Origin of the sequence: Aeromonas sp. CA23, from assembly GCF_002587065.1 — a bacterium.
GTDB lineage: Bacteria > Pseudomonadota > Gammaproteobacteria > Enterobacterales > Aeromonadaceae > Aeromonas > Aeromonas bestiarum.
In genome coordinates this window covers 341,595-359,903 of the sequence record NZ_CP023818.1, presented here as the reverse complement: position 1 = coordinate 359,903, position 18,309 = coordinate 341,595, and the positions used below count along the sequence as shown (strand labels likewise).

Annotated in this window: 19 protein-coding genes; 16 read left to right on the top strand and 3 right to left on the bottom strand. The window is 58.8% G+C overall.

What is annotated here, in order from left to right; all coding sequences use genetic code 11:
• The first annotated feature begins 134 nt into the window (after positions 1-134).
• The 4 genes from rpsP to rplS are packed head-to-tail and all read left to right on the top strand — an operon-like array spanning position 135 to position 2,096.
• Positions 135-383 (top strand): 30S ribosomal protein S16, encoded by a 249-nt coding sequence (rpsP, locus tag CK910_RS01675; protein ID WP_021141082.1) that lies wholly within the window; start codon positions 135-137, stop codon positions 381-383.
• A gap of 24 nt (positions 384-407) precedes the next feature.
• Positions 408-929, top strand: coding sequence for a ribosome maturation factor RimM (rimM, locus tag CK910_RS01670; RefSeq protein WP_098980789.1), 522 nt, complete (start codon positions 408-410; stop codon positions 927-929).
• Positions 930-963: 34 nt separating this feature from the next.
• Positions 964-1,713: a tRNA (guanosine(37)-N1)-methyltransferase TrmD gene (gene trmD / locus CK910_RS01665; RefSeq protein WP_042652118.1), complete on the top strand. Its 750-nt coding sequence runs from the start codon at positions 964-966 to the stop codon at positions 1,711-1,713.
• Positions 1,714-1,748: 35 nt separating this feature from the next.
• Positions 1,749-2,096 (top strand): 50S ribosomal protein L19, encoded by a 348-nt coding sequence (rplS, locus tag CK910_RS01660; RefSeq protein WP_005313505.1) that lies wholly within the window; start codon positions 1,749-1,751, stop codon positions 2,094-2,096.
• A 129-nt stretch (positions 2,097-2,225) separates the two neighbouring features.
• Here rplS and CK910_RS01655 read toward each other — a convergent pair whose 3' ends face one another.
• Together CK910_RS01655 and mutH are read right to left on the bottom strand one after the other, a co-directional pair.
• Positions 2,226-2,549: an isoamylase early set domain-containing protein gene (locus tag CK910_RS01655; protein WP_043141863.1), complete on the bottom strand. Its 324-nt coding sequence runs from the start codon at positions 2,547-2,549 to the stop codon at positions 2,226-2,228.
• Positions 2,550-2,632: 83 nt separating this feature from the next.
• Positions 2,633-3,307: a DNA mismatch repair endonuclease MutH gene (gene mutH, locus CK910_RS01650; protein ID WP_098980788.1), complete on the bottom strand. Its 675-nt coding sequence runs from the start codon at positions 3,305-3,307 to the stop codon at positions 2,633-2,635.
• 733 nt (positions 3,308-4,040) lie between these two features.
• Between mutH and rppH the strand changes: the two genes are divergently transcribed.
• The 8 genes from rppH (at position 4,041) to CK910_RS01610 (ending at position 11,730) form a co-directional block, all read left to right on the top strand.
• On the top strand, positions 4,041-4,568 hold the full coding sequence (gene rppH, locus CK910_RS01645; protein ID WP_043141866.1) for an RNA pyrophosphohydrolase: 528 nt from the start codon (positions 4,041-4,043) through the stop codon (positions 4,566-4,568).
• 13 nt (positions 4,569-4,581) lie between these two features.
• A complete protein-coding gene (gene ptsP, locus CK910_RS01640; RefSeq protein WP_098980787.1) occupies positions 4,582-6,861 on the top strand; it encodes a phosphoenolpyruvate--protein phosphotransferase in 2,280 nt (759 codons plus the stop codon).
• A gap of 67 nt (positions 6,862-6,928) precedes the next feature.
• On the top strand, positions 6,929-7,756 hold the full coding sequence (gene lgt / locus CK910_RS01635) for a prolipoprotein diacylglyceryl transferase (protein ID WP_043141870.1): 828 nt from the start codon (positions 6,929-6,931) through the stop codon (positions 7,754-7,756).
• 91 nt (positions 7,757-7,847) lie between these two features.
• Positions 7,848-8,642: a thymidylate synthase gene (gene thyA / locus CK910_RS01630; protein ID WP_098980786.1), complete on the top strand. Its 795-nt coding sequence runs from the start codon at positions 7,848-7,850 to the stop codon at positions 8,640-8,642.
• A 225-nt stretch (positions 8,643-8,867) separates the two neighbouring features.
• Positions 8,868-10,058, top strand: coding sequence for a Na+/H+ antiporter NhaA (gene nhaA, locus CK910_RS01625; protein ID WP_098980785.1), 1,191 nt, complete (start codon positions 8,868-8,870; stop codon positions 10,056-10,058).
• 20 nt (positions 10,059-10,078) lie between these two features.
• Positions 10,079-10,459, top strand: a complete 381-nt coding sequence (locus CK910_RS01620) for a hypothetical protein (RefSeq protein ID WP_172955414.1) — start codon at positions 10,079-10,081, stop codon at positions 10,457-10,459.
• Positions 10,446-11,378 carry a transcriptional activator NhaR gene (nhaR, locus tag CK910_RS01615; protein WP_043557518.1) on the top strand — a complete coding sequence of 311 codons (933 nt, stop codon included), beginning with the start codon at positions 10,446-10,448 and terminating at the stop codon, positions 11,376-11,378. Before CK910_RS01620 ends, nhaR begins: the two co-directional genes overlap by 14 nt.
• A gap of 49 nt (positions 11,379-11,427) precedes the next feature.
• A complete protein-coding gene (locus tag CK910_RS01610) occupies positions 11,428-11,730 on the top strand; it encodes an ArsR/SmtB family transcription factor (RefSeq protein ID WP_042869139.1) in 303 nt (100 codons plus the stop codon).
• 49 nt (positions 11,731-11,779) lie between these two features.
• On the opposite strand, the gene rpsT is transcribed toward CK910_RS01610, so the two are convergent.
• Positions 11,780-12,043 carry a 30S ribosomal protein S20 gene (rpsT, locus tag CK910_RS01605; protein ID WP_005892298.1) on the bottom strand — a complete coding sequence of 88 codons (264 nt, stop codon included), beginning with the start codon at positions 12,041-12,043 and terminating at the stop codon, positions 11,780-11,782.
• Positions 12,044-12,234: 191 nt separating this feature from the next.
• On the opposite strand from rpsT, the gene murJ reads away from it, so the two are divergent.
• The 4 genes from murJ (at position 12,235) to lspA (ending at position 18,301) form a co-directional block, all read left to right on the top strand.
• On the top strand, positions 12,235-13,794 hold the full coding sequence (gene murJ, locus CK910_RS01600; RefSeq protein ID WP_098980783.1) for a murein biosynthesis integral membrane protein MurJ: 1,560 nt from the start codon (positions 12,235-12,237) through the stop codon (positions 13,792-13,794).
• A 171-nt stretch (positions 13,795-13,965) separates the two neighbouring features.
• Positions 13,966-14,940: a bifunctional riboflavin kinase/FAD synthetase gene (ribF, locus tag CK910_RS01595; protein ID WP_098980782.1), complete on the top strand. Its 975-nt coding sequence runs from the start codon at positions 13,966-13,968 to the stop codon at positions 14,938-14,940.
• Positions 14,940-17,801: an isoleucine--tRNA ligase gene (gene ileS, locus CK910_RS01590; RefSeq protein ID WP_098980781.1), complete on the top strand. Its 2,862-nt coding sequence runs from the start codon at positions 14,940-14,942 to the stop codon at positions 17,799-17,801. The genes ribF and ileS overlap by 1 nt, the downstream gene beginning before the upstream one ends.
• Entirely contained in the window at positions 17,801-18,301 is a 501-nt protein-coding gene (lspA, locus tag CK910_RS01585; protein ID WP_043141560.1) for a signal peptidase II, read from the top strand. Before ileS ends, lspA begins: the two co-directional genes overlap by 1 nt.
• Positions 18,302-18,309: the final 8 nt, after the last annotated feature.

The following is an 18,309-nucleotide window of genomic DNA, read 5'->3' as shown; positions in this document are numbered from 1 at the left end:
TCATTGTGAGCCTTGTGCAAAAAATGGCTGGCTTGGTTGCAATTATTACGAATCCAAGTAGAATTACGCGGCTTATTTTAAGCTAGGGTCCGCGTGTTTGCGGGCCTTGTTCATTAGATGTTAATGAGGACGATATGGTAACCATTCGTTTACAACGTGGTGGCGCGAAAAAGCGTCCGTTTTACCAGGTAGTAGTTTCTGACAGCCGTTGCGCCCGTGACGGTCGCTTCATCGAGCGCGTTGGTTTCTTCAACCCGGTTGCTTCTGGTTCTGCCGAAAAGCTGAACCTGGACCTGGCTCGTATCGAGCATTGGGTTGCTACTGGTGCCGCTGTTTCTGACCGCGTTGCCAAGCTGATCAAAGACGCTGCCAAAGCTGCTTAATCAGCCAAACGGTAAGGAGTTAAGGTGGAAAAACCTATAGTTCTGGGCACCCTGGGTACCGTTTATGGCATCAAGGGCTGGCTTAAAGTGAACTCCTTCACCGATGTTGCCGAAGCGATTTTCGATTACAACCCCTGGCTGATCAATCAGAACGGGGCATGGCGTGAACTCAAGGTTTCGGCCTGGAAGCGTCACAACAAGGGTCTGATTTGCAAGATCGATGGTATCGATCTGCGTGAAGATGCCCTGGCATTGACCAATGTCGAGATTGGCGTTCCCGCCGATCTGTTGCCTGCGTTGCCTGAAGGTGAGTTCTACTGGCGTGACCTGATTGGTTGCTCGGTATCGACCACCAAGGGATACGACCTGGGCAAGGTGACCGAATTGATGGAAACCGGCTCCAACGATGTGTTGGTGGTTGAGGCCAATGTAAAAGATGCCTTTGGTGCAAAGGAGCGGTTGATTCCGTTCCTGGAAGAGCAGGTGATCAAGAATATTGATCTGACTGCTCGAACAATCGAAGTTGATTGGGATCCTGGTTTCTAGTTTCCCGCGGTAACACGAGTGCCGGAGGTTTCTTATGTGGATTGGGGTGATTAGCCTCTTCCCGGAAATGTTCCGAGCCATTACCGAGCACGGGGTAACGGGTCGGGCCGTCAAGAGTGGCCTGCTGCAGATTGAGTGCTGGAACCCCCGGGACTTTACCCACGACAAACACCGTACGGTCGACGATCGTCCTTATGGTGGTGGGCCCGGCATGTTGATGATGGTCCAGCCGCTGCGTGACGCGATTCATGCAGCCAAGCAAGCGGCGGGAGACGGGGCGAAAGTCATCTATCTCTCTCCTCAGGGACGCAAGCTGACTCAAGCTGGCGTAACCGAGTTGGCGACGAGTCAGAAACTGATTCTGGTAGCCGGTCGATACGAAGGTATCGATGAACGCGTGATACAAACCGAAGTCGACGAAGAGTGGTCTATCGGGGATTACGTGTTAAGTGGTGGCGAGTTGCCTGCCATGACCCTGATCGATGCGGTTTCGCGTCTGGTCCCAGGGGTTTTGGGCGATCAGGCCAGTGCCGAGCAGGACTCCTTCACGGATGGCTTGCTGGATCATCCCCACTACACTCGGCCGGAGTTGTTGGATGGATTGGCGGTGCCAGAGGCGCTGACAAGCGGCAATCACGAAGTGATTCGACGCTGGCGTCTCAAACAGTCGCTCGGACGAACCTGGCAAAGAAGGCCGGAACTTATTAACAACCTAGCTCTGACTGACGAGCAAGAATCACTTCTTGCCGAGTATGTCCGCGAAGTGCGTGACAGCGTTAAGTAGAGTTTTCAGTTTATCCTAGGAGGTAAGGAAAGACAATGAGCAAGATTATTCAGCAGCTTGAACAAGAGCAACTGCGTACCGACATCCCGGCTTTTGCCCAGGGCGACACCGTACGTGTTCAAGTTCGTGTTAAAGAAGGTGGTAAAGAGCGTCTGCAGGCTTTCGAAGGCATCGTTATTGCCAAGCGTAACCGCGGTCTGCACTCTGCTTTCACCGTTCGCAAGATCTCCAACGGCGAAGGTGTTGAGCGTGTATTCCAGACTCACTCTCCGCTGATCCACAGTGTAGAACTGAAGCGTCGTGGTGATGTTCGCCGCGCCAAACTGTACTACCTGCGCAACCTGTCCGGCAAAGCTGCTCGTATCAAAGAGAAGCTCAACTAATTCGATTCGAATTGGTGTCGGTATGTCGGCGAAAAGCTCGACAGGTAGTGAAAAGGCTCGCCAATGGCGAGCCTTTTTTGTGTCTGCAATTCGGATGCCGGCCAGACGCGCCAGTGTTCTGCTCGTCGCCTACTGACTAACCCGCACCACTGAGTTGTCACGTCCGAAGGGGCCGGGCACATAGTCGTCCGCTTCCCAGTCGTTGTCGTAGTGAGTCTCCCCGTTCGGTTGTACCAGCTGGTAGCAGTATTCGAAATGGCTGGGGCCATCGGTGGGCAGGTTGAGGGTGGTTCTGAACTCCCCGCTCTTCATCCGCTTGAGCTCTATGGGTTGCCACTGGCTGAATTCCCCCAGCAGCAGTACCTGTTCAGCCTCACCTGCAGCCACTTTTTCCACTGCGAAGGTCACCTTGACCTCGGGACGGGACTTGAGGAATTGCTTGTTGATCGGCATGACGCCTCCTTGTCATTGATTGCGAAGAAATGGCTTCTGGCTATTTTTATATCACTTTATGACAAGGATGTTTATAACGGAGATCAAAGGGGCAGGGCAAAGTGGCGTTGCAGCAGGCCGTGGGTGAAGCCTGTCTTGAGGTAAAAGCCCCGTGGCAGGGTCAGGATCGGCTGGCCATTGCGACCGATGGCACGGGTCAGTGCCTTGTTGTTGGCGGCCTTGGGACGCAGTTGCATCACCTGGCCGTGGCGAGCGCTGATCTGCTCCACCTCGCCCAGCACTATCATGTCCATCAGCTCCTCCCAGTCCTGGCGCAGCAGCTGATCCTCCTCCTCACTCGGGCTCCACATCAGCGGCATGCCGATCCGGCGCTCGCCTATGGGAATGTCGCGGCTGCCCTCCACCGGGATCCAGAGCACCCGGGAGAGCTTGTTGCGCACGTTCGACTGCTCCCAGCGCTGGCCGCTGACGCCGATCAGCGGTGCCACGCAGACGAAGGTGGTCTCCAGCGGTTTGCCCTGAGGATCTATGGGGATCGTCTTGAGCTCTATGCCGAGTTCGGGGAAGTCCTGCTCCGGCTTGCTGCCGGCGCTGGCGCCCAGTTGCCATTCGATCAGCTGGCCGACCCAGCCCTTGTCCCGCCTCAGATCCCGCGGGACGGCGAGGCCGGCATCGGCTGCCAGCTGTGCCAGCGTGAAGCCCGCCATGGCATGGGCTCGGCTCAATAACTCCTGCTCGGACTGGGGCTGGGTGGGCATGAATGACTCCTGCAAAGGGGGATTATTCTAGCAAGTCTGATCCCTGGTGAGGATCGCTGTTTTTATAACCGATCCTGCCGAGGGGTTGCACAGGGGGGGCGGTTTTGTGTGTAAGCACTTATCATAATGATTTTTAACGGATTTGTCTTTGTTGCGCCGATCTTTCCCACGCAGGATCCCGACTTGAAATAGTTGTCCAAGGGTTTGCTCATGCTGTTGCACAAAGTTATCCACAGAAATCTTGGATAACTGGCTCAAAGTGGTGATAGTCGGGGTGTTGTTACAAAAAAATGTGAAACTGCACCGATTTTTGCTGTGATGACAGGGCAGATAGTGTGCCACTCCTGTGGATAAATTAGCCGTGGTGGATCTTTGAGCAGCCGAACTTGTTCACAATCGGGATCCCGGATCTCCGGCCGGGAAAGACATGGATCTTGATCCAGTACTCTGCATTTAACACTATGTATTTAAATACATATTTAGTTTTTATTGCCATGCTGTATGCTGATGCTCTGGGTAGAGCAGATAAATAAAACTACTGTATATACCCGCTTGCTCACAGGCTTATGCACAGTCTGGGTGGGCAACTTGCGGGGCTTGATCCTCGGGTTTGTTTATAAGTCGGCTTGAAATTGAAAGTTATTCATGAGTGGGGGATTGCAGTCCTTGTTTGCTGCCACGGGGTGAATGTGGAACAATCTCCTTATAGATTCAGCCTTTATAAGGTGATCACGTGATAGATGGCGACGGGTTTCGTCCCAATGTCGGAATCGTGATCTGTAACCGTGACGGGCAAGTATTGTGGGCTAAGCGCTATGGGCAGCACTCCTGGCAGTTTCCGCAGGGGGGGGTTGATGACGGTGAGACGCCTGAGCAGGCCATGTATCGTGAGCTGTATGAGGAGATAGGCCTCAAGCCCGAGGATGTGACCATCATGGCCACCAGTCGCAACTGGCTGAAGTACCGCTTGCCAAAACGCCTTGTTCGTTGGGACAGTTCACCGGTCTGTATTGGCCAAAAACAAAAATGGTTCTTGCTACAGCTGGATCCGGGCAGGGAGTCCAGGATCCAGTTCGGCTGTCATGGTCACCCCGAGTTTGATGATTGGCGTTGGGTCAGCTTCTGGTATCCGGTACGCCAGGTTGTCTCCTTCAAGCGAGAAGTCTATCGACGGGTGATGAAGGAGTTTGCTCCGCTGGCGATGCCAGTGCCTGTGGTGCAAGTTAATCGGAAAGATGGGCGGCGCAACCGCTCTCGCTAAGGAGCACACCTAGTTGCTGACGGAACTCAGACGCATCGTCGAAAGCATGGCCGAAGCCAACACCCTGGAGCTGGCCCTGCAGGCATTGGTCAGCCAGACCCGGCTGGCCATGATGGTGGACTGCTGTTCCGTCTATGTCTCTGAACCTGACATGCGCCGCTACCGGCTTGCCGCGACCGATGGTCTGGCCGAGTCGGCGGTGGGCAAGGCGACCCTGCCATTCGAGCAGGGCATAGTCGGTCTGGTGGGTCAGCGCGAAGAGCTGATCAACCTGGCCGATGCCCCCTCCCATCCCAGTTTCAAATTCCTGCCCGATGTGGCCGAAGAGGCGTTTCGCTCCTTCCTTGGCGCCCCCATCATGCATCAGCGCCAGGTGGTGGGCATTCTGGTGGTGCAGCAGAAGGACAGTCGCCTCTTCGATGAGGGGGAGGAGTCCTTCATGGTCACGCTGGCGGCCCAGCTGGCGGCCCGCATCGCCCAGGCACAGGCCAAGGGCTGGTTGCAGAAGACCGACTGGAGCAAGCCGCTGCGTGGCATCGCCGGGGCCAGCGGCATTGCCATGGCCAAGGCCTGGGTGTGGCGGCCCCGCAAGGAGCTCAGCTCCATCACCCCGCGCAAGGACGAGGAGCACGCCAAGCAGCTGGATCGGCTGAATGTGGCGGTGGAAGAGGTACGCCACGATCTGGAGAGTCTGGCGCTGCGGTTTCGCGAGAGCTACAGCCAGGATTCGGTCGCCATCTTTGACATCTATCTGCATCTGCTGAACGATCCCGGTTACATCAAGCCCATCCGCAACAAGGTGAGCAAGGAGCACTGGACGGCCGTGTCGGCGGTCAAGCTCATCAGCGACCGGCTGATCGATCAGTTCAAGGGGATGAAGGATCCCTACCTGCAGGAGCGCTCCACCGATGTGAAGGACATAGCCCAGCGGCTCATCAGCCGGCTGGTGCAGAATGAACCTGAACACATCACGGTCGGCGAGCCCGTGGTGCTGGTCGCCGACGAGGTGACGGCCACCATACTCGCCGAGGTGCCGCGGGAATTCCTGACCGGGGTTGTCTCCCTCAAGGGGGGCACCAACTCCCACGCCGCCATTTTGGCCCGTGCCATGGGGGTGGCGGCCATCATGGGGGTGGATCTGCCGCTCGGCGACATAGGCGGTCGCATGCTGGTCGTCGACGGCTACAGCGGCGATCTCTTCATCGAGCCCAATCAGGTGATCCTGACCGAGTATCGGCAACTGCTCAACGAGGAGCGGGCGCTCGATACCCTGGTGCGCAGCGTCGACAACCAGCCATCGGAAACCGCCGACGGCACTCCTGTCTCCTTGCTGCTCAACGCGGGCCTGAGCGCCGACACCGAGATCTCCCTCAATCATCTGGCGGACGGGGTTGGGCTCTATCGCACCGAGATCCCCTTCATGCTGCAGGACAGCTTCCCCTCCGAGTGGGAGCAGACGGCGCGCTATCGCGGCATCCTGGAAACCTATCGCAATCGTCCTGTCTGCATGCGCACGCTGGACGTGGGGGGCGACAAGCAGCTGCCCTATTTCCCCATCGTCGAGGAAAATCCCTTCCTTGGCTGGCGGGGGATCCGGCTCACCCTGGATCACCCCGAACTGTTCCTGGTCCAGCTCAAGGCCATGCTGCGGGCCAGCGAGGGGCTGGACAACCTGGCCATCATGCTGCCGATGATCAGCAGCGTCAGCGAAATCAGGGCCTCCCGCCGGCTGCTGGATCAGGCCTGGCGAGAGGTGTCGGAAGAGGCGGCCAGCCGCGATGCGGTGATCCGCTACCCCAGCCTGGGGGTGATGATAGAGGTGCCATCCGCTCTCTATATACTGCCCGAGATGGCGCCGCTCATCGACTTCTGGTCGGTGGGCAGCAATGACCTGACGCAATACCTGCTGGCGGTGGATCGCAATAATGCCCGTGTCGCCAACATCTACGATGCCTTCCATCCCGCGGTGATCCGCGCCCTGCAACTGCTGGTCGATGCCTCCCATCGCTACCAGAAACCTGTCTCCGTGTGCGGCGAGCTGGCCGGCGATCCGGTCGGTGTGCTCTTGCTGCTGGCCATGGGCTATCGGCGCTTCAGCATGAACACCCACAACATAGCCAGGATCAAGTACGTGCTGCGTCAGTCCACCCTGAGCGAGCTGACCGCGCTGATGGCCGATGGCCTCAAGCACGACAATCCTCACGTGCTGCGCGGCCTGTTTGCCCGTTACCTGGAAGAGCACGGTCTGGGCGGCTTGCTGCGGGCCGGTCACAAAACGAAACAGACTGATTGATAATCATGCCTTGTCCCTGCTGACGAATGATCGGAAAATGCGGCTTTTCTTATGACTGGGGCCGCATATGCAGCACGATGGATATTGGGTTTTCTCGCAGGTTGATCCTGTAGCATTCAGTTTGGGGCCACTATCGGTACGCTGGTACGGTCTCATGTATCTGTTTGGTTTCGCCTTTGCCATGTGGTTGGCGGGGCGTCGCGCCGATACACCGAACAGCGGCTGGACCCGCAACGAGGTCTCCGATCTGCTGTTTTACGGCTTCCTCGGGGTGATCCTGGGTGGTCGGGTCGGTTACGTGCTGTTCTACAACTTCGACATGTTCCTGGCCGATCCCCTCTACCTGTTCAAGATCTGGACCGGCGGCATGTCGTTCCACGGTGGCCTGATCGGGGTCATCACCGCCATGATCTGGTTCGCTCACAAGACCAAGCGCCACTTCTTCACCGTGGCCGACTTTGTGGCACCGCTGATCCCGTTTGGCCTCGGCGTGGGTCGCATCGGCAACTTCCTGAACGGCGAGCTGTGGGGCCGGGTCACCGATGTGCCCTGGGCCATCATATTCCCCGAGGCTGGCCCTGAGCCGCGTCATCCTTCCCAGCTCTATCAGTTCGCGCTGGAAGGTGTGGTGCTGTTCATCATCCTCAATCTGTTCTGGCGCAAGAACCCGCCCCGTGGTGCCATCTCAGGCATGTTCCTGCTGTTCTACGGTCTGTTCCGCTTCCTGGTGGAGTTCGTGCGTCAGCCGGACAGCCAGCTGGGTCTCTACTTCCAGGAGATCAGCATGGGCCAGATCCTCTCCATGCCGATGATCATCGTCGGTGCCATCATGATCTGGGTCGCCTACAAGCGTCCTCAGTTGTTCGGCAACGCCGCGAAGGAGGCAAAGCAATGAGAGCCTATCTCGGTCTTATACAGAAGATCCTGCCACAAGATACCTGCGGGAGTGTGAGGATGTTTGGTGATGCCGTGAAGGAGGCCAAGCAATGAGGGCTTATCTCGACCTGATGCAGAAGATTCTGGATGAGGGCACGGTCAAATCCGACCGCACCGGTACCGGTACCGTCTCCCTGTTCGGCCATCAGATGCGTTTCAATCTGGCGGACGGCTTTCCGCTGGTCACCACCAAGAAGTGCCACCTGCGCTCCATCATTCATGAGCTGCTCTGGTTCCTCAACGGCGATACCAACACCGCCTATCTGAAAGAACACGGCGTCAGCATCTGGGATGAGTGGGCCGATGAGCACGGCGATCTGGGGCCTGTCTATGGCGCCCAGTGGCGCTCCTGGCCGGCGGCCGATGGCACCGTCATCGATCAGATCCAGCGGGCTGTGGATGACATCAAGCACAATCCGGATTCGCGCCGCATCATAGTCTCCGCCTGGAACGTGGGCGAACTGGACAAGATGGCGCTGGCTCCCTGCCACGCCTTCTTCCAGTTCTATGTGGCGGACGGCAAGCTCTCCTGCCAGCTCTACCAGCGCAGCTGTGATGTGTTCCTCGGCCTGCCGTTCAACATCGCCAGCTATGCCCTGCTGACCCACATGATGGCCCAGCAGTGCGATCTGGAAGTGGGCGATTTTGTCTGGACCGGTGGTGATGTGCACCTCTACTCCAATCACATGGAGCAGACCGCGCTGCAGCTCTCCCGTGAGCCACGGCCCTTGCCGCAGCTGGCGATCAAGCGCAAGCCGGACTCCCTCTTCGACTACAGGTTCGAGGATTTCGAGATCCTGGGGTACGACCCCCATCCCGGCATCAAGGCGCCCGTCGCCATCTAATGTAAAAGGCGCCTTGAGGCGCCTTTTTTATGCATAAAAATAACTGAAAATTCATTTTATTGATTGCGTCATCAAGGGGGTCTGAGTGCAGTAAAACCTGCTTATAGCAGGCACCTTCTGTTTTGCCTTCGGTTTTCTCGTTGTATTCAGCAGTAAGAAACGATTTTCCATTAATTGTTATGGGATATAGACTCAAATCAAAGTAATACTGTGGATAATTTAACCATGAGCAAGGTAATAAAGAAGTTTCTGCAGCTGGAGGCCGCCTCCGGAATAATTCTGATCATGGCAGCCATACTGGCGATGGTATTGGCCAACACGGGTCTGGCCGGTGGCTATCAGGCATTCCTCGATACGCCGGTGCAGGTGCGCATCGCCGCACTCGACATCAACAAGCCGCTGCTGCTCTGGATCAATGACGGTTTCATGGCGATCTTCTTCCTGCTGGTCGGGCTTGAGGTCAAGCGCGAGATGCTGGAAGGGGCGCTCTCTTCCCGGGTACAGGCGACCTTCCCGGCCATAGCCGCGGTCGGCGGCATGCTGGCCCCCGCGCTCATCTATGCCTTCTTCAACTACTCGGATGAAGTGGCGCGCGCCGGCTGGGCTATCCCCGCCGCGACCGATATCGCCTTCGCCCTCGGGGTGATGGCGCTGCTGGGCAAGCGGGTGCCGGTCAGCCTCAAGGTGTTCCTGCTGGCGCTGGCCATCATGGACGACCTGGGTGTCATCATCATCATAGCGCTCTTCTATACCCAGCAGCTGTCGCTGACGGCGCTGGCGGTCGGCATACTGGCGACCCTGACCCTGCTCTGGATGAATCGCCGTGGGGAGGACAGGATCGGCCTCTACATGCTGGTGGGCCTGGTGCTCTGGGTCGCTGTGCTCAAGTCCGGCGTCCATGCGACCCTGGCTGGCGTCATAGTGGGCTTCATGATACCGCTCAACGGCAAGCGTTATGCCTCGCCGCTCAAGCATCTGGAGCACTCGCTGCACCCGTGGAGCGCCTACCTGATACTGCCGCTGTTCGCCTTTGCCAATGCGGGGGTCTCGCTGGACGGGATAGGCCTGTCGTCCCTGCTGAGCCCTGTTCCTCTTGGCATCATGCTGGGACTGTTCGTGGGCAAGCCGCTCGGGGTGTTCACCATCAGCTGGCTGGCGGTCAAGCTGGGCATCGCCCAGTTGCCGGGCGGGGTCAACTTCAAGCAGATTTTTGCGGTCAGCATACTGTGTGGCATCGGCTTTACCATGTCGATGTTCATCGCATCGCTGGCGTTCGAGCACGGCGGATTGGATTACGGCAGCTATTCACGCCTCGGGATCCTGGTGGGATCCACCCTGGCGGCAGTGGTCGGTTATCTCGCCCTGCGGATGTCGCTTCCCAACCGGGAGGCGGATCAAAGCACGGAGGGATTATGAGAAGAGTGATAGGGTTGGTCATGCTGGCGAGCCCGGGGCTCTGGGCGGCCAGTCTGGAGGATTGTCAGCAGGATGCGGCATCAAGCAGCTGCTCCGCCTATCTCAACGGGGTGGTCGACAGCGCCGTCATGCTGGGGGACAAGCAGGCCAAGGCCCAATTCGGTGAGACCTTCGCCGAGCGGGCCCTGAGCAGCCGGGCCGGTGAGCGGGTCAAGCAGTCCAACAAGCGCTACTGCGGCGAGCGGATGCCTGACAAGGTGCGCCTCAAGGCCAACCTGCAGGCACAGTTCACCGCAAACAAGGTTGACTCGATCAGCGACATGTATGACATTCTGGCGGCTGAACTCAGCTGCTACCGGAGTCCGCGTACCGCGGGAACCCCATCGGATGTCACACCTTAATTACAATCACCTCTACTATTTTTGGATGACTCAGAAGAAGGGCTCCGTCACCCAGGCGGCGGAAGCCCTCTTCTTGACCCCGCAGACAGTCACCGGCCAGATCAAGCTGCTGGAGCAGCGCCTGGGCGGCAAGTTGCTGATGCGCAAAGGACGCTCCCTCGAGGCTACCGAGCTGGGCCAGCTGGTGTTTCGCTATGCCGACAAGATGTTCAGCCTTTCCTACGAGATGCTGGATATCGTCAACTACCGCAAGGAGAGCCAGATACTGTTCGATGTCGGCATCGCCGATGCACTCTCCAAACGCCTCGCCAGCCGGGTACTGCTCTCGGTCATTCCCAACGATGGCTCCATCCACCTGCGCTGCTTCGAATCGACCCACGAGCTGCTGCTGGAACAGCTGAGCGAGCACAAGCTCGACATGATCCTCTCCGATTGCCCGGTGGACTCCAGCCAGCATGCGGGCCTGCTCTCCAAGCGGCTCGGCGGTTGTGGCGTCAGCTTCTTCTGCAAGGCGCCGCTGCCCGAGAAGCCCTTTCCCGCCTGTCTGGAGGAGCGCAAGCTGCTGATCCCGGGACGCCGTACCGCCATGGGCCGCCAGCTGACCCAGTGGTTCGAGCAGCAGGGCATCTCCCCCAGCATCCTCGGCGAGTTCGACGATGCGGCCCTGATGAAGGCCTTCGGTTTCTTCAATCAGGGCATCTTCATGGCGCCGACCATCTATCGGGAGGAGATCCTGGAAGGGGAGGAGGTGATGCTGATCGGGGAGACCCAGGATCTGATGGAGGAGTATTACGTCATCTTCGCCGAGCGGATGATCCAGCATCCGGCGGTAAAACGGGTATGCGAGAGTGATTTCTCCTTCCTGTTCGCCGGGCGGGAGGACTTCACCATGATTCAACCGGCAACCCTGGCATTTTAAATCAGCGGGTCACAGAGTATGATTCTTGCCTCGGACGAGAGGGGATGAGATGCAACTGGAAGAGATGGAGGCGAATGCGAGCCGGGCTGTGGCGCTGCTCAAGGCTCTGGCCAATGAACGACGACTGTTTATTCTGTGCCAGCTGCAGGATCGGGAACTGTCGGTGGGGGAGCTCAACGAGGTGCTCGGATTGAGCCAGTCAGCCTTGTCGCAGCACTTGGCCGTGCTTCGGCGGGATGAGTTGGTGGAGACGCGAAAAGAGGCCCAGACGGTCTACTATTCGCTGCGCAGCCACGAGGTGCGCGAAATGATTGCCCTGCTGCACAAGCTTTACTGCAGCGCAGATAAATAAAAACCGGCACTGAGGCCGGTTTTTTTTAGCTTTATACAGCCGAAGCTGATTAAGCCATAGCTTTGATCTGGGCAGACAGGCGGCTCTTGTGACGAGCAGCTTTGTTCTTGTGGATCAGGCCTTTGGTAGCCATGCGATCCATGATCGGCTGAGCGGTAGCAAAAGCAGCAACGGCAGCAGCTTTGTCGCCAGAAGCGATGGCAGCAATTACTTTCTTCAGATAGGTACGGGTCATTGAACGACGGCTGGCGTTGTGTTGACGACGTTTCTCTGACTGAATCGCGCGCTTCTTAGCAGATTTGATATTAGCCAAGGTAAAACTCCTAAAACTGTCTTAGCGAGTGTATTGAAAAGGCCCGGAAATATGCCTTCTCAACCACATATTGTCAAATGATTTGTGCAAATAAACACCGCCCCCCGGTGGTGTGTCTGTTGGGAGGCGGTTAAACTGTCGGCCGATTCTACCAGCATTCTTTCCATTCTGACAGTTCCAGAGGCTTCGTCTTGAGTAAGAAATTGATCAAATCCGGCATGATAGTGTCCGCAATGACGCTGGCGTCCCGTGTGATGGGCTTGGTTCGCGATGTGGTCATCGCCAATCTGCTCGGCGCCGGGGTGGCCGCAGACGTCTTCTTCTTTGCCAACCGCATTCCCAACTTCCTGCGCCGGCTGTTCGCCGAAGGGGCCTTCAACCAGGCGTTTGTTCCCGTAATGACGGAGTACAAGAAAAAGGGCGACGAGCGCGAGGTGCGTGAATTGCTGGCCGCCGTGGCGGGTACGCTCGGTGGCATAGTCACCATAGTCACCCTGCTCGGGGTGCTGGGCTCGGGCGTGCTGACGGCCCTGTTCGGCTGGGGCTGGTTCTGGGACTGGCTGCATGGCGGGCCGGCGGCCGAGAAGTTCGAGCTGGCCAGCCTGATGCTCAAAATCACCTTCCCTTACCTCTGGTTCATCACCTTCACCGCCATGGCGGGGGCCATACTCAACACTTTTGGCCGCTTTGCCGTCTCCTCGTTTACGCCCGTGTTTCTCAACCTCACCATGATAGCGGCGGCCTGGTGGATAGCGCCCTTGATGGAGCGGCCAGAGATAGCCCTCGCCATCGGTGTCTTTCTCGGCGGTCTGGTGCAGTTCCTGTTCCAGTATCCCTTCCTGCGCCAGATCAACATGCTGGTGTGGCCCAAGTGGGGTTGGCATCATCCCGGGGTGATCAAGATCCGCACCCTGATGATCCCGGCGCTGTTTGGCGTCTCGGTCAGCCAGATCAACTTGCTGATCAACACCATGCTCGCCTCCTTCCTCGCCACCGGCGCCATCAGCTATCTCTATTACTCGGATCGGCTGCTGGAGTTTCCCCTCGGCCTGTTTGCGGTGGCCATCAGTACCGTGATCCTGCCTGCGCTGGCCAAGAAGCACGTGGATGAGGACCCGGCCGACTTCGCCCGTACCATGGACTGGGGGGTACGCATGGTGATGCTGCTCGGCCTGCCGGCCATGGTGGGGATAGCCGTGTTGCGCGAGCCCATACTGCGAGTGCTCTTCATGCGCGGCGAGTTCGGCATGCACGAGGTGAGCATGTCCAGTGCCAGCCTGCTGGCTTCCACCACGGGCCTGCTCTCCCTGATGCTGATCAAGGTGCTGGCGCCGGGCTACTACGCCCGCCAGGATACCAAGACGCCGGTGCGGATCGGGGTGATGTCCATGATTGCCAACATGGTGTGCAACCTCATCTTCATCTTCCCGCTCGGCTATGTGGGGCTGGCGCTGTCGACCGCCTGCTCGGGCACCTTGAATGCGGCCTTGCTGTTCAAGGGCTTGTATCAGCAGTCGGTCTACCGTCCGTCCCGCCATACCGGGATCTTCTGTCTCAAGCTGCTGGTGGCGACCGTGCTGATGGGGGGGCTGCTTGGCTACCTGTCGCCGGATCTCGCGCAATGGGGCGCCTGGGGCATGGGCAAGGCCAGCATGCAGCTGACCATGTTGCTCTGTCTGGGCGGGGCCCTGTATGGCGTCATACTGCTGGCGCTGGGCATTCGGCCAAGACACCTGAGATCGGGTCAGTAGCCGCAGTGACACTGCCGCCATGGGCGGGTGAAACTTGCAGGGGGTGGCTCTGATGGCGCTCGGCATTCGGAATTTGACCAGGATGCCTGAAATCGGACCATGAGGGCTGACCCTGCCTGCTGCCTGTTATATAATCCGCCGATTTCCATGGCAGCAACGCACAAGGCACTGATGGAGCTTATTCGCGGTATTCACAATATCAAGCCCCGTCACCGGGGGTGTGTATTGACCATAGGCAACTTTGATGGGGTCCATCAGGGTCACCATGCCGTGCTGGCACGCCTGCAGGAAAAAGCCGTCCAACTCGGTCTGCCCGCCTGCGTCATGCTGTTCGAGCCCCAGCCCCTTGAGCTGTTTGCCGGGGCTGCAGCGCCTGCCCGCCTCAGTCGGCTGCGGGAGAAGTACGAGGCGCTCAGGGGAATGCAGCTCGATCGCATGCTCTGCGTGCGTTTCAACCATCGCTTCGCCGAGCAGTCCGCCGCTACCTTCATCGAGCAACTGCTGGTGGAGAAGCTAGGCGTGCACTATCTGGTGGTGGGAGATGATTTTCGCTTCGGCAAGGGGCGGCAAGGGGACTTCCAGCTGCTGGAGGCGGCGGGGCAGCGCTTCGGTTTCGAGGTGATCAGCACCCAGAGTTTCCAGCTATCCCGCCAGCGGGTCAGCAGTACCCTGGTGCGCGAAGCCCTCAAAGCCGGTCGGATGGCGGAGGTGGAGCTGATGCTCGGCCGCCCCTATACCATCAGCGGCCGGGTGGCCCACGGTGACAAGCTGGGCCGCACCATAGGTTTTCCCACCGCCAATCTGGCGCTCAAACGCCAGGTGATCCCGGTCGGTGGCGTGTTCGCGGTGGAAGTGGTATGTTCCGGCAAGACCTTCCCCGGTGTCGCCAATGTGGGTGTACGGCCGACCTTGAGCGGTACACAAGCCAGATTGGAAGTACATCTATTTGATTTTTCTGGCGATCTATATGGTCAACAGGTCAAGGTGCTGCTTCGCCACAAGCTGCGCGAAGAGCAGAAGTTTGCCTCTTTCACCGCCTTGAAAGAGCAGATCGAACGAGATGCCCTGGCGGCCCGAGCCTGGTTCGGGCTGCCACTACTCAATTTACCCAGCACTCTTTTAGAAAAGAAGGGAACCCAGGACTGATGAGCGACTATAAACATACCCTGAATCTTCCGGAAACCGAGTTTCCGATGCGTGGCGATCTGGCCAAACGCGAACCCAACATGCTGAAACGTTGGTACGATCAGGATCTTTACGGCGCCATTCGCCGCGCCAAAGCGGGCAAGCCCTCCTTTATTCTGCATGATGGCCCTCCCTACGCGAACGGCAGCATTCACATCGGTCACTCGGTCAACAAGATCCTGAAAGATGTCATCATCAAGTCCAAGGGCCTCTCCGGCTTCGATTCTCCCTATGTGCCCGGCTGGGATTGCCACGGTCTGCCCATAGAGCTGAAAGTGGAAGGCATGGTTGGCAAGCCGGGCGAGAAGGTTTCCGCCGCCGAGTTCCGCGCCGAGTGCCGCAAATATGCCAAGACCCAGATCGAAGCGCAGAAAACCGACTTCATCCGTCTGGGTGTGCTGGGTGACTGGGAACATCCCTACCTGACCATGGATTTTGGCACCGAAGCCAACATCATTCGCTCCATGGCCAAGATCGTCGAAAACGGCCACCTGCACAAAGGCTCCAAGCCGGTGCACTGGTGTACCGACTGTGGTTCTGCGCTGGCTGAAGCTGAAGTGGAGTACTACGACAAGAACTCCCCCTCCATCGATGTGCGTTTCAAGGCCGTTGACGAGGCTGCCGTTGCCGCCAAGTTTGACTGCCCCGAAGGCCACACCGGCAAGGGCCCGCTCTCTGTGGTGATCTGGACCACCACCCCCTGGACCCTGCCGGCCAACCGCGGCGTCGCCATGCACGCCGATCTGGACTATGCCCTGGTGCAGGTGGATGGCGAGCATCCGGAGCGCCTGATCCTGGCGGCCGAGCTGGTCAAGGACGTGATGGACCGCGCCGGTATCGAGCAGTTCCACAACCTGGGTTATGCCAAGGGTGCTGCGCTCGAGCTGCTGCGCTTCAACCACCCCTTCTACCGCTTCGACGTGCCTGTGGTGCTGGGTGATCACGTCACCCTGGATGCCGGCACCGGCGCCGTTCACACCGCCCCTGGCCACGGTCAGGAAGACTTTGTGGTCGGTCAGAAGTACGGTCTGGAAGTGGCCAACCCGGTTGGCAGCAACGGCGTTTACCTGCCGGATACCGAACTGTTTGCCGGCCAGCACGTGTTCAAGGCCAATGCGGCCGTGGTCGAGGTACTGAACGAACGTGGCGCCCTGCTGCATCACATGGTGTTCAACCACTCCTACCCGCATTGCTGGCGTCACAAGACCCCGATCATCTTCCGTGCCACTCCGCAGTGGTTCATCAGCATGGAACAGAAGGGTCTGCGTCAGCGTGCGCTGGAAGAGATAGAGCGCATCGAGAAAGACGGGATCACCCAGCACGGCCAGAGTGGCTGGGTACCGGCCTGGGGAAAGAACCGCATCCAGGCCATGGTCGAGAACCGTCCTGACTGGTGCATATCTCGTCAGCGTACCTGGGGCGTGCCCATCTCCCTGTTCGTTCACAAGGAGACTCAGCAACTGCACCCGGAATCCGTGCGCCTGATGCATGAAGTGGCCAAGCGGGTCGAGCAGGCCGGCATCCAGGCCTGGTGGGATCTGGACAAGGCCGAGCTGCTGGGCAGCGACGCCGACCTGTACGACAAGGTGCCTGACACCCTGGACGTCTGGTTTGACTCAGGTTCGACCCACTCCTCAGTGGTCGATGCCCGTCCCGAGTTCAACGGTCACTCCGCCGACCTCTATCTGGAAGGTTCCGACCAGCACCGTGGCTGGTTCATGTCCTCCCTGATGATCGGCGTGGCCATGAAAGACAAGGCGCCCTACAACCAGGTGCTGACTCACGGCTTCACCGTGGATGGTCAGGGTCGCAAGATGTCCAAGTCCATTGGCAACGTGGTCAGCCCGCAGGACGTGATGAACAAGCTGGGTGCCGACATCCTGCGTCTGTGGGTCGCCAGTACCGATTACACCGGCGAGATGACTGTCTCCGACGAGATCCTCAAGCGCTCTGCCGATGCCTATCGCCGCATCCGCAACACAGCCCGTTTCCTGCTGGCCAACCTGAACGGCTTCAATCCGGCGACCGACATGGTGGCTCCGGCTGACATGGTGGTGGTGGATCGCTGGGCCGTGGGTCGTGCCAAGGCGGTACAGGCCGAGATAGTGGCGGCATTCGACGAGTACAACTTCCACGGCGTGACCCAGAAGCTGATGCAGTTCTGCTCCATCGAGATGGGTTCCTTCTACCTGGACGTCATCAAGGATCGTCAGTACACCGCCAAGGCAGACAGCCTGGCTCGTCGCTCCTGCCAGACCGCTCTGTATCACATTGTGGAAGCCATGGTGCGCTGGATGGCGCCCATCATGAGCTTCACCGCCGATGAGATCTGGGCCCTGCTGCCAGGTGAGCGCAGCGAGTTCGTGTTCACCGAGGAGTGGTATGACGGCCTGTTCGGGCTGGATGCCGGCGAGCAGATGGGCGATGCCTTCTGGGCCGAGATCCTGACCGTGCGTGGTGAAGTGAACAAGGCGCTGGAAGCGGCCCGTGGCGAGAAGCGCATCGGCGGCTCCCTGCAGGCCGAACTGACCCTGTTTGCCAAGCCTGCGCTGGCCGAGCGCCTGAATGCCCTGGCCGACGAGCTGCGCTTCGTGCTGCTCACCTCCAAGGCCAAGGTCGTGATCGCTGACAGTGCACCGGAAGGTTCCGTTGCGACCGAGCGCGATGACCTCTGGCTGAGCGTGGCCCAGTCCGCCGCCGCCAAGTGCGACCGCTGCTGGCACCATGTGGAAGACGTGGGCACCATAGCCGGTCACGAAGAGATCTGTGGCCGCTGCGTCACCAACGTCGAGGGTGACGGCGAAACACGTCAATTTGCCTGATGAACATGACTCATAACAAGAGCGGCCTGCGTTGGCTGTGGCTGGCGGTGCTGGCATTCGTACTGGACCAGGCGAGCAAGCTCGCCGTGGTCAAGCTGCTGCCGTTTGGCTATCCGGGGGTGGAGATCACCCCCTTCTTCAATCTGGTGCACGTCTACAACAAGGGCGCTGCGTTCAGCTTCCTGGCCGATCAGGGGGGCTGGCAGCGCTGGTTCTTCGCCGTACTGGCGTTTGCCATCTGCGGGCTGCTGATCCACTGGCTGCGCAAGCAGTCGGTTACCCAGCGCTGGAGCGGCATCGCCTACTCCCTGATCATAGGCGGGGCCCTTGGCAACGTGTTTGATCGGCTGGTGCTTGGCCACGTGGTCGACTTCCTCGACTTTTACTGGCAGCGCTCCCATTGGCCGGCGTTCAACCTGGCCGACAGCTTCATCTTCATCGGCGCCGCCATGATAGTGCTGGAAGGCTTCCGTTCCGAGAAGAAGAGGGAGGTGGCATGAGTCAGCCT

Excerpts from the sequence above, each read along its gene's own strand:
- ileS (WP_098980781.1), top strand. The coding sequence starts at position 14,940 with ATGAGCGACTATAAACATACCCTGAATCTTCCGGAAACCGAGTTTCCG.
- rplS (WP_005313505.1), top strand. The coding sequence starts at position 1,749 with ATGAGCAAGATTATTCAGCAGCTTGAACAAGAGCAACTGCGTACCGAC.
- ribF (WP_098980782.1), top strand. The coding sequence starts at position 13,966 with ATGGAGCTTATTCGCGGTATTCACAATATCAAGCCCCGTCACCGGGGG.
- rpsP (WP_021141082.1), top strand. The coding sequence starts at position 135 with ATGGTAACCATTCGTTTACAACGTGGTGGCGCGAAAAAGCGTCCGTTT.
- lgt (WP_043141870.1), top strand. The coding sequence starts at position 6,929 with ATGCAGCACGATGGATATTGGGTTTTCTCGCAGGTTGATCCTGTAGCA.
- mutH (WP_098980788.1), bottom strand. The coding sequence starts at position 3,307 with ATGCCCACCCAGCCCCAGTCCGAGCAGGAGTTATTGAGCCGAGCCCAT.
- lspA (WP_043141560.1), top strand. The coding sequence starts at position 17,801 with ATGAACATGACTCATAACAAGAGCGGCCTGCGTTGGCTGTGGCTGGCG.
- CK910_RS01655 (WP_043141863.1), bottom strand. The coding sequence starts at position 2,549 with ATGCCGATCAACAAGCAATTCCTCAAGTCCCGTCCCGAGGTCAAGGTG.
- trmD (WP_042652118.1), top strand. The coding sequence starts at position 964 with ATGTGGATTGGGGTGATTAGCCTCTTCCCGGAAATGTTCCGAGCCATT.
- thyA (WP_098980786.1), top strand. The coding sequence starts at position 7,848 with ATGAGGGCTTATCTCGACCTGATGCAGAAGATTCTGGATGAGGGCACG.
- nhaR (WP_043557518.1), top strand. The coding sequence starts at position 10,446 with ATGTCACACCTTAATTACAATCACCTCTACTATTTTTGGATGACTCAG.
- CK910_RS01610 (WP_042869139.1), top strand. The coding sequence starts at position 11,428 with ATGCAACTGGAAGAGATGGAGGCGAATGCGAGCCGGGCTGTGGCGCTG.
- nhaA (WP_098980785.1), top strand. The coding sequence starts at position 8,868 with ATGAGCAAGGTAATAAAGAAGTTTCTGCAGCTGGAGGCCGCCTCCGGA.
- CK910_RS01620 (WP_172955414.1), top strand. The coding sequence starts at position 10,079 with ATGCTGGCGAGCCCGGGGCTCTGGGCGGCCAGTCTGGAGGATTGTCAG.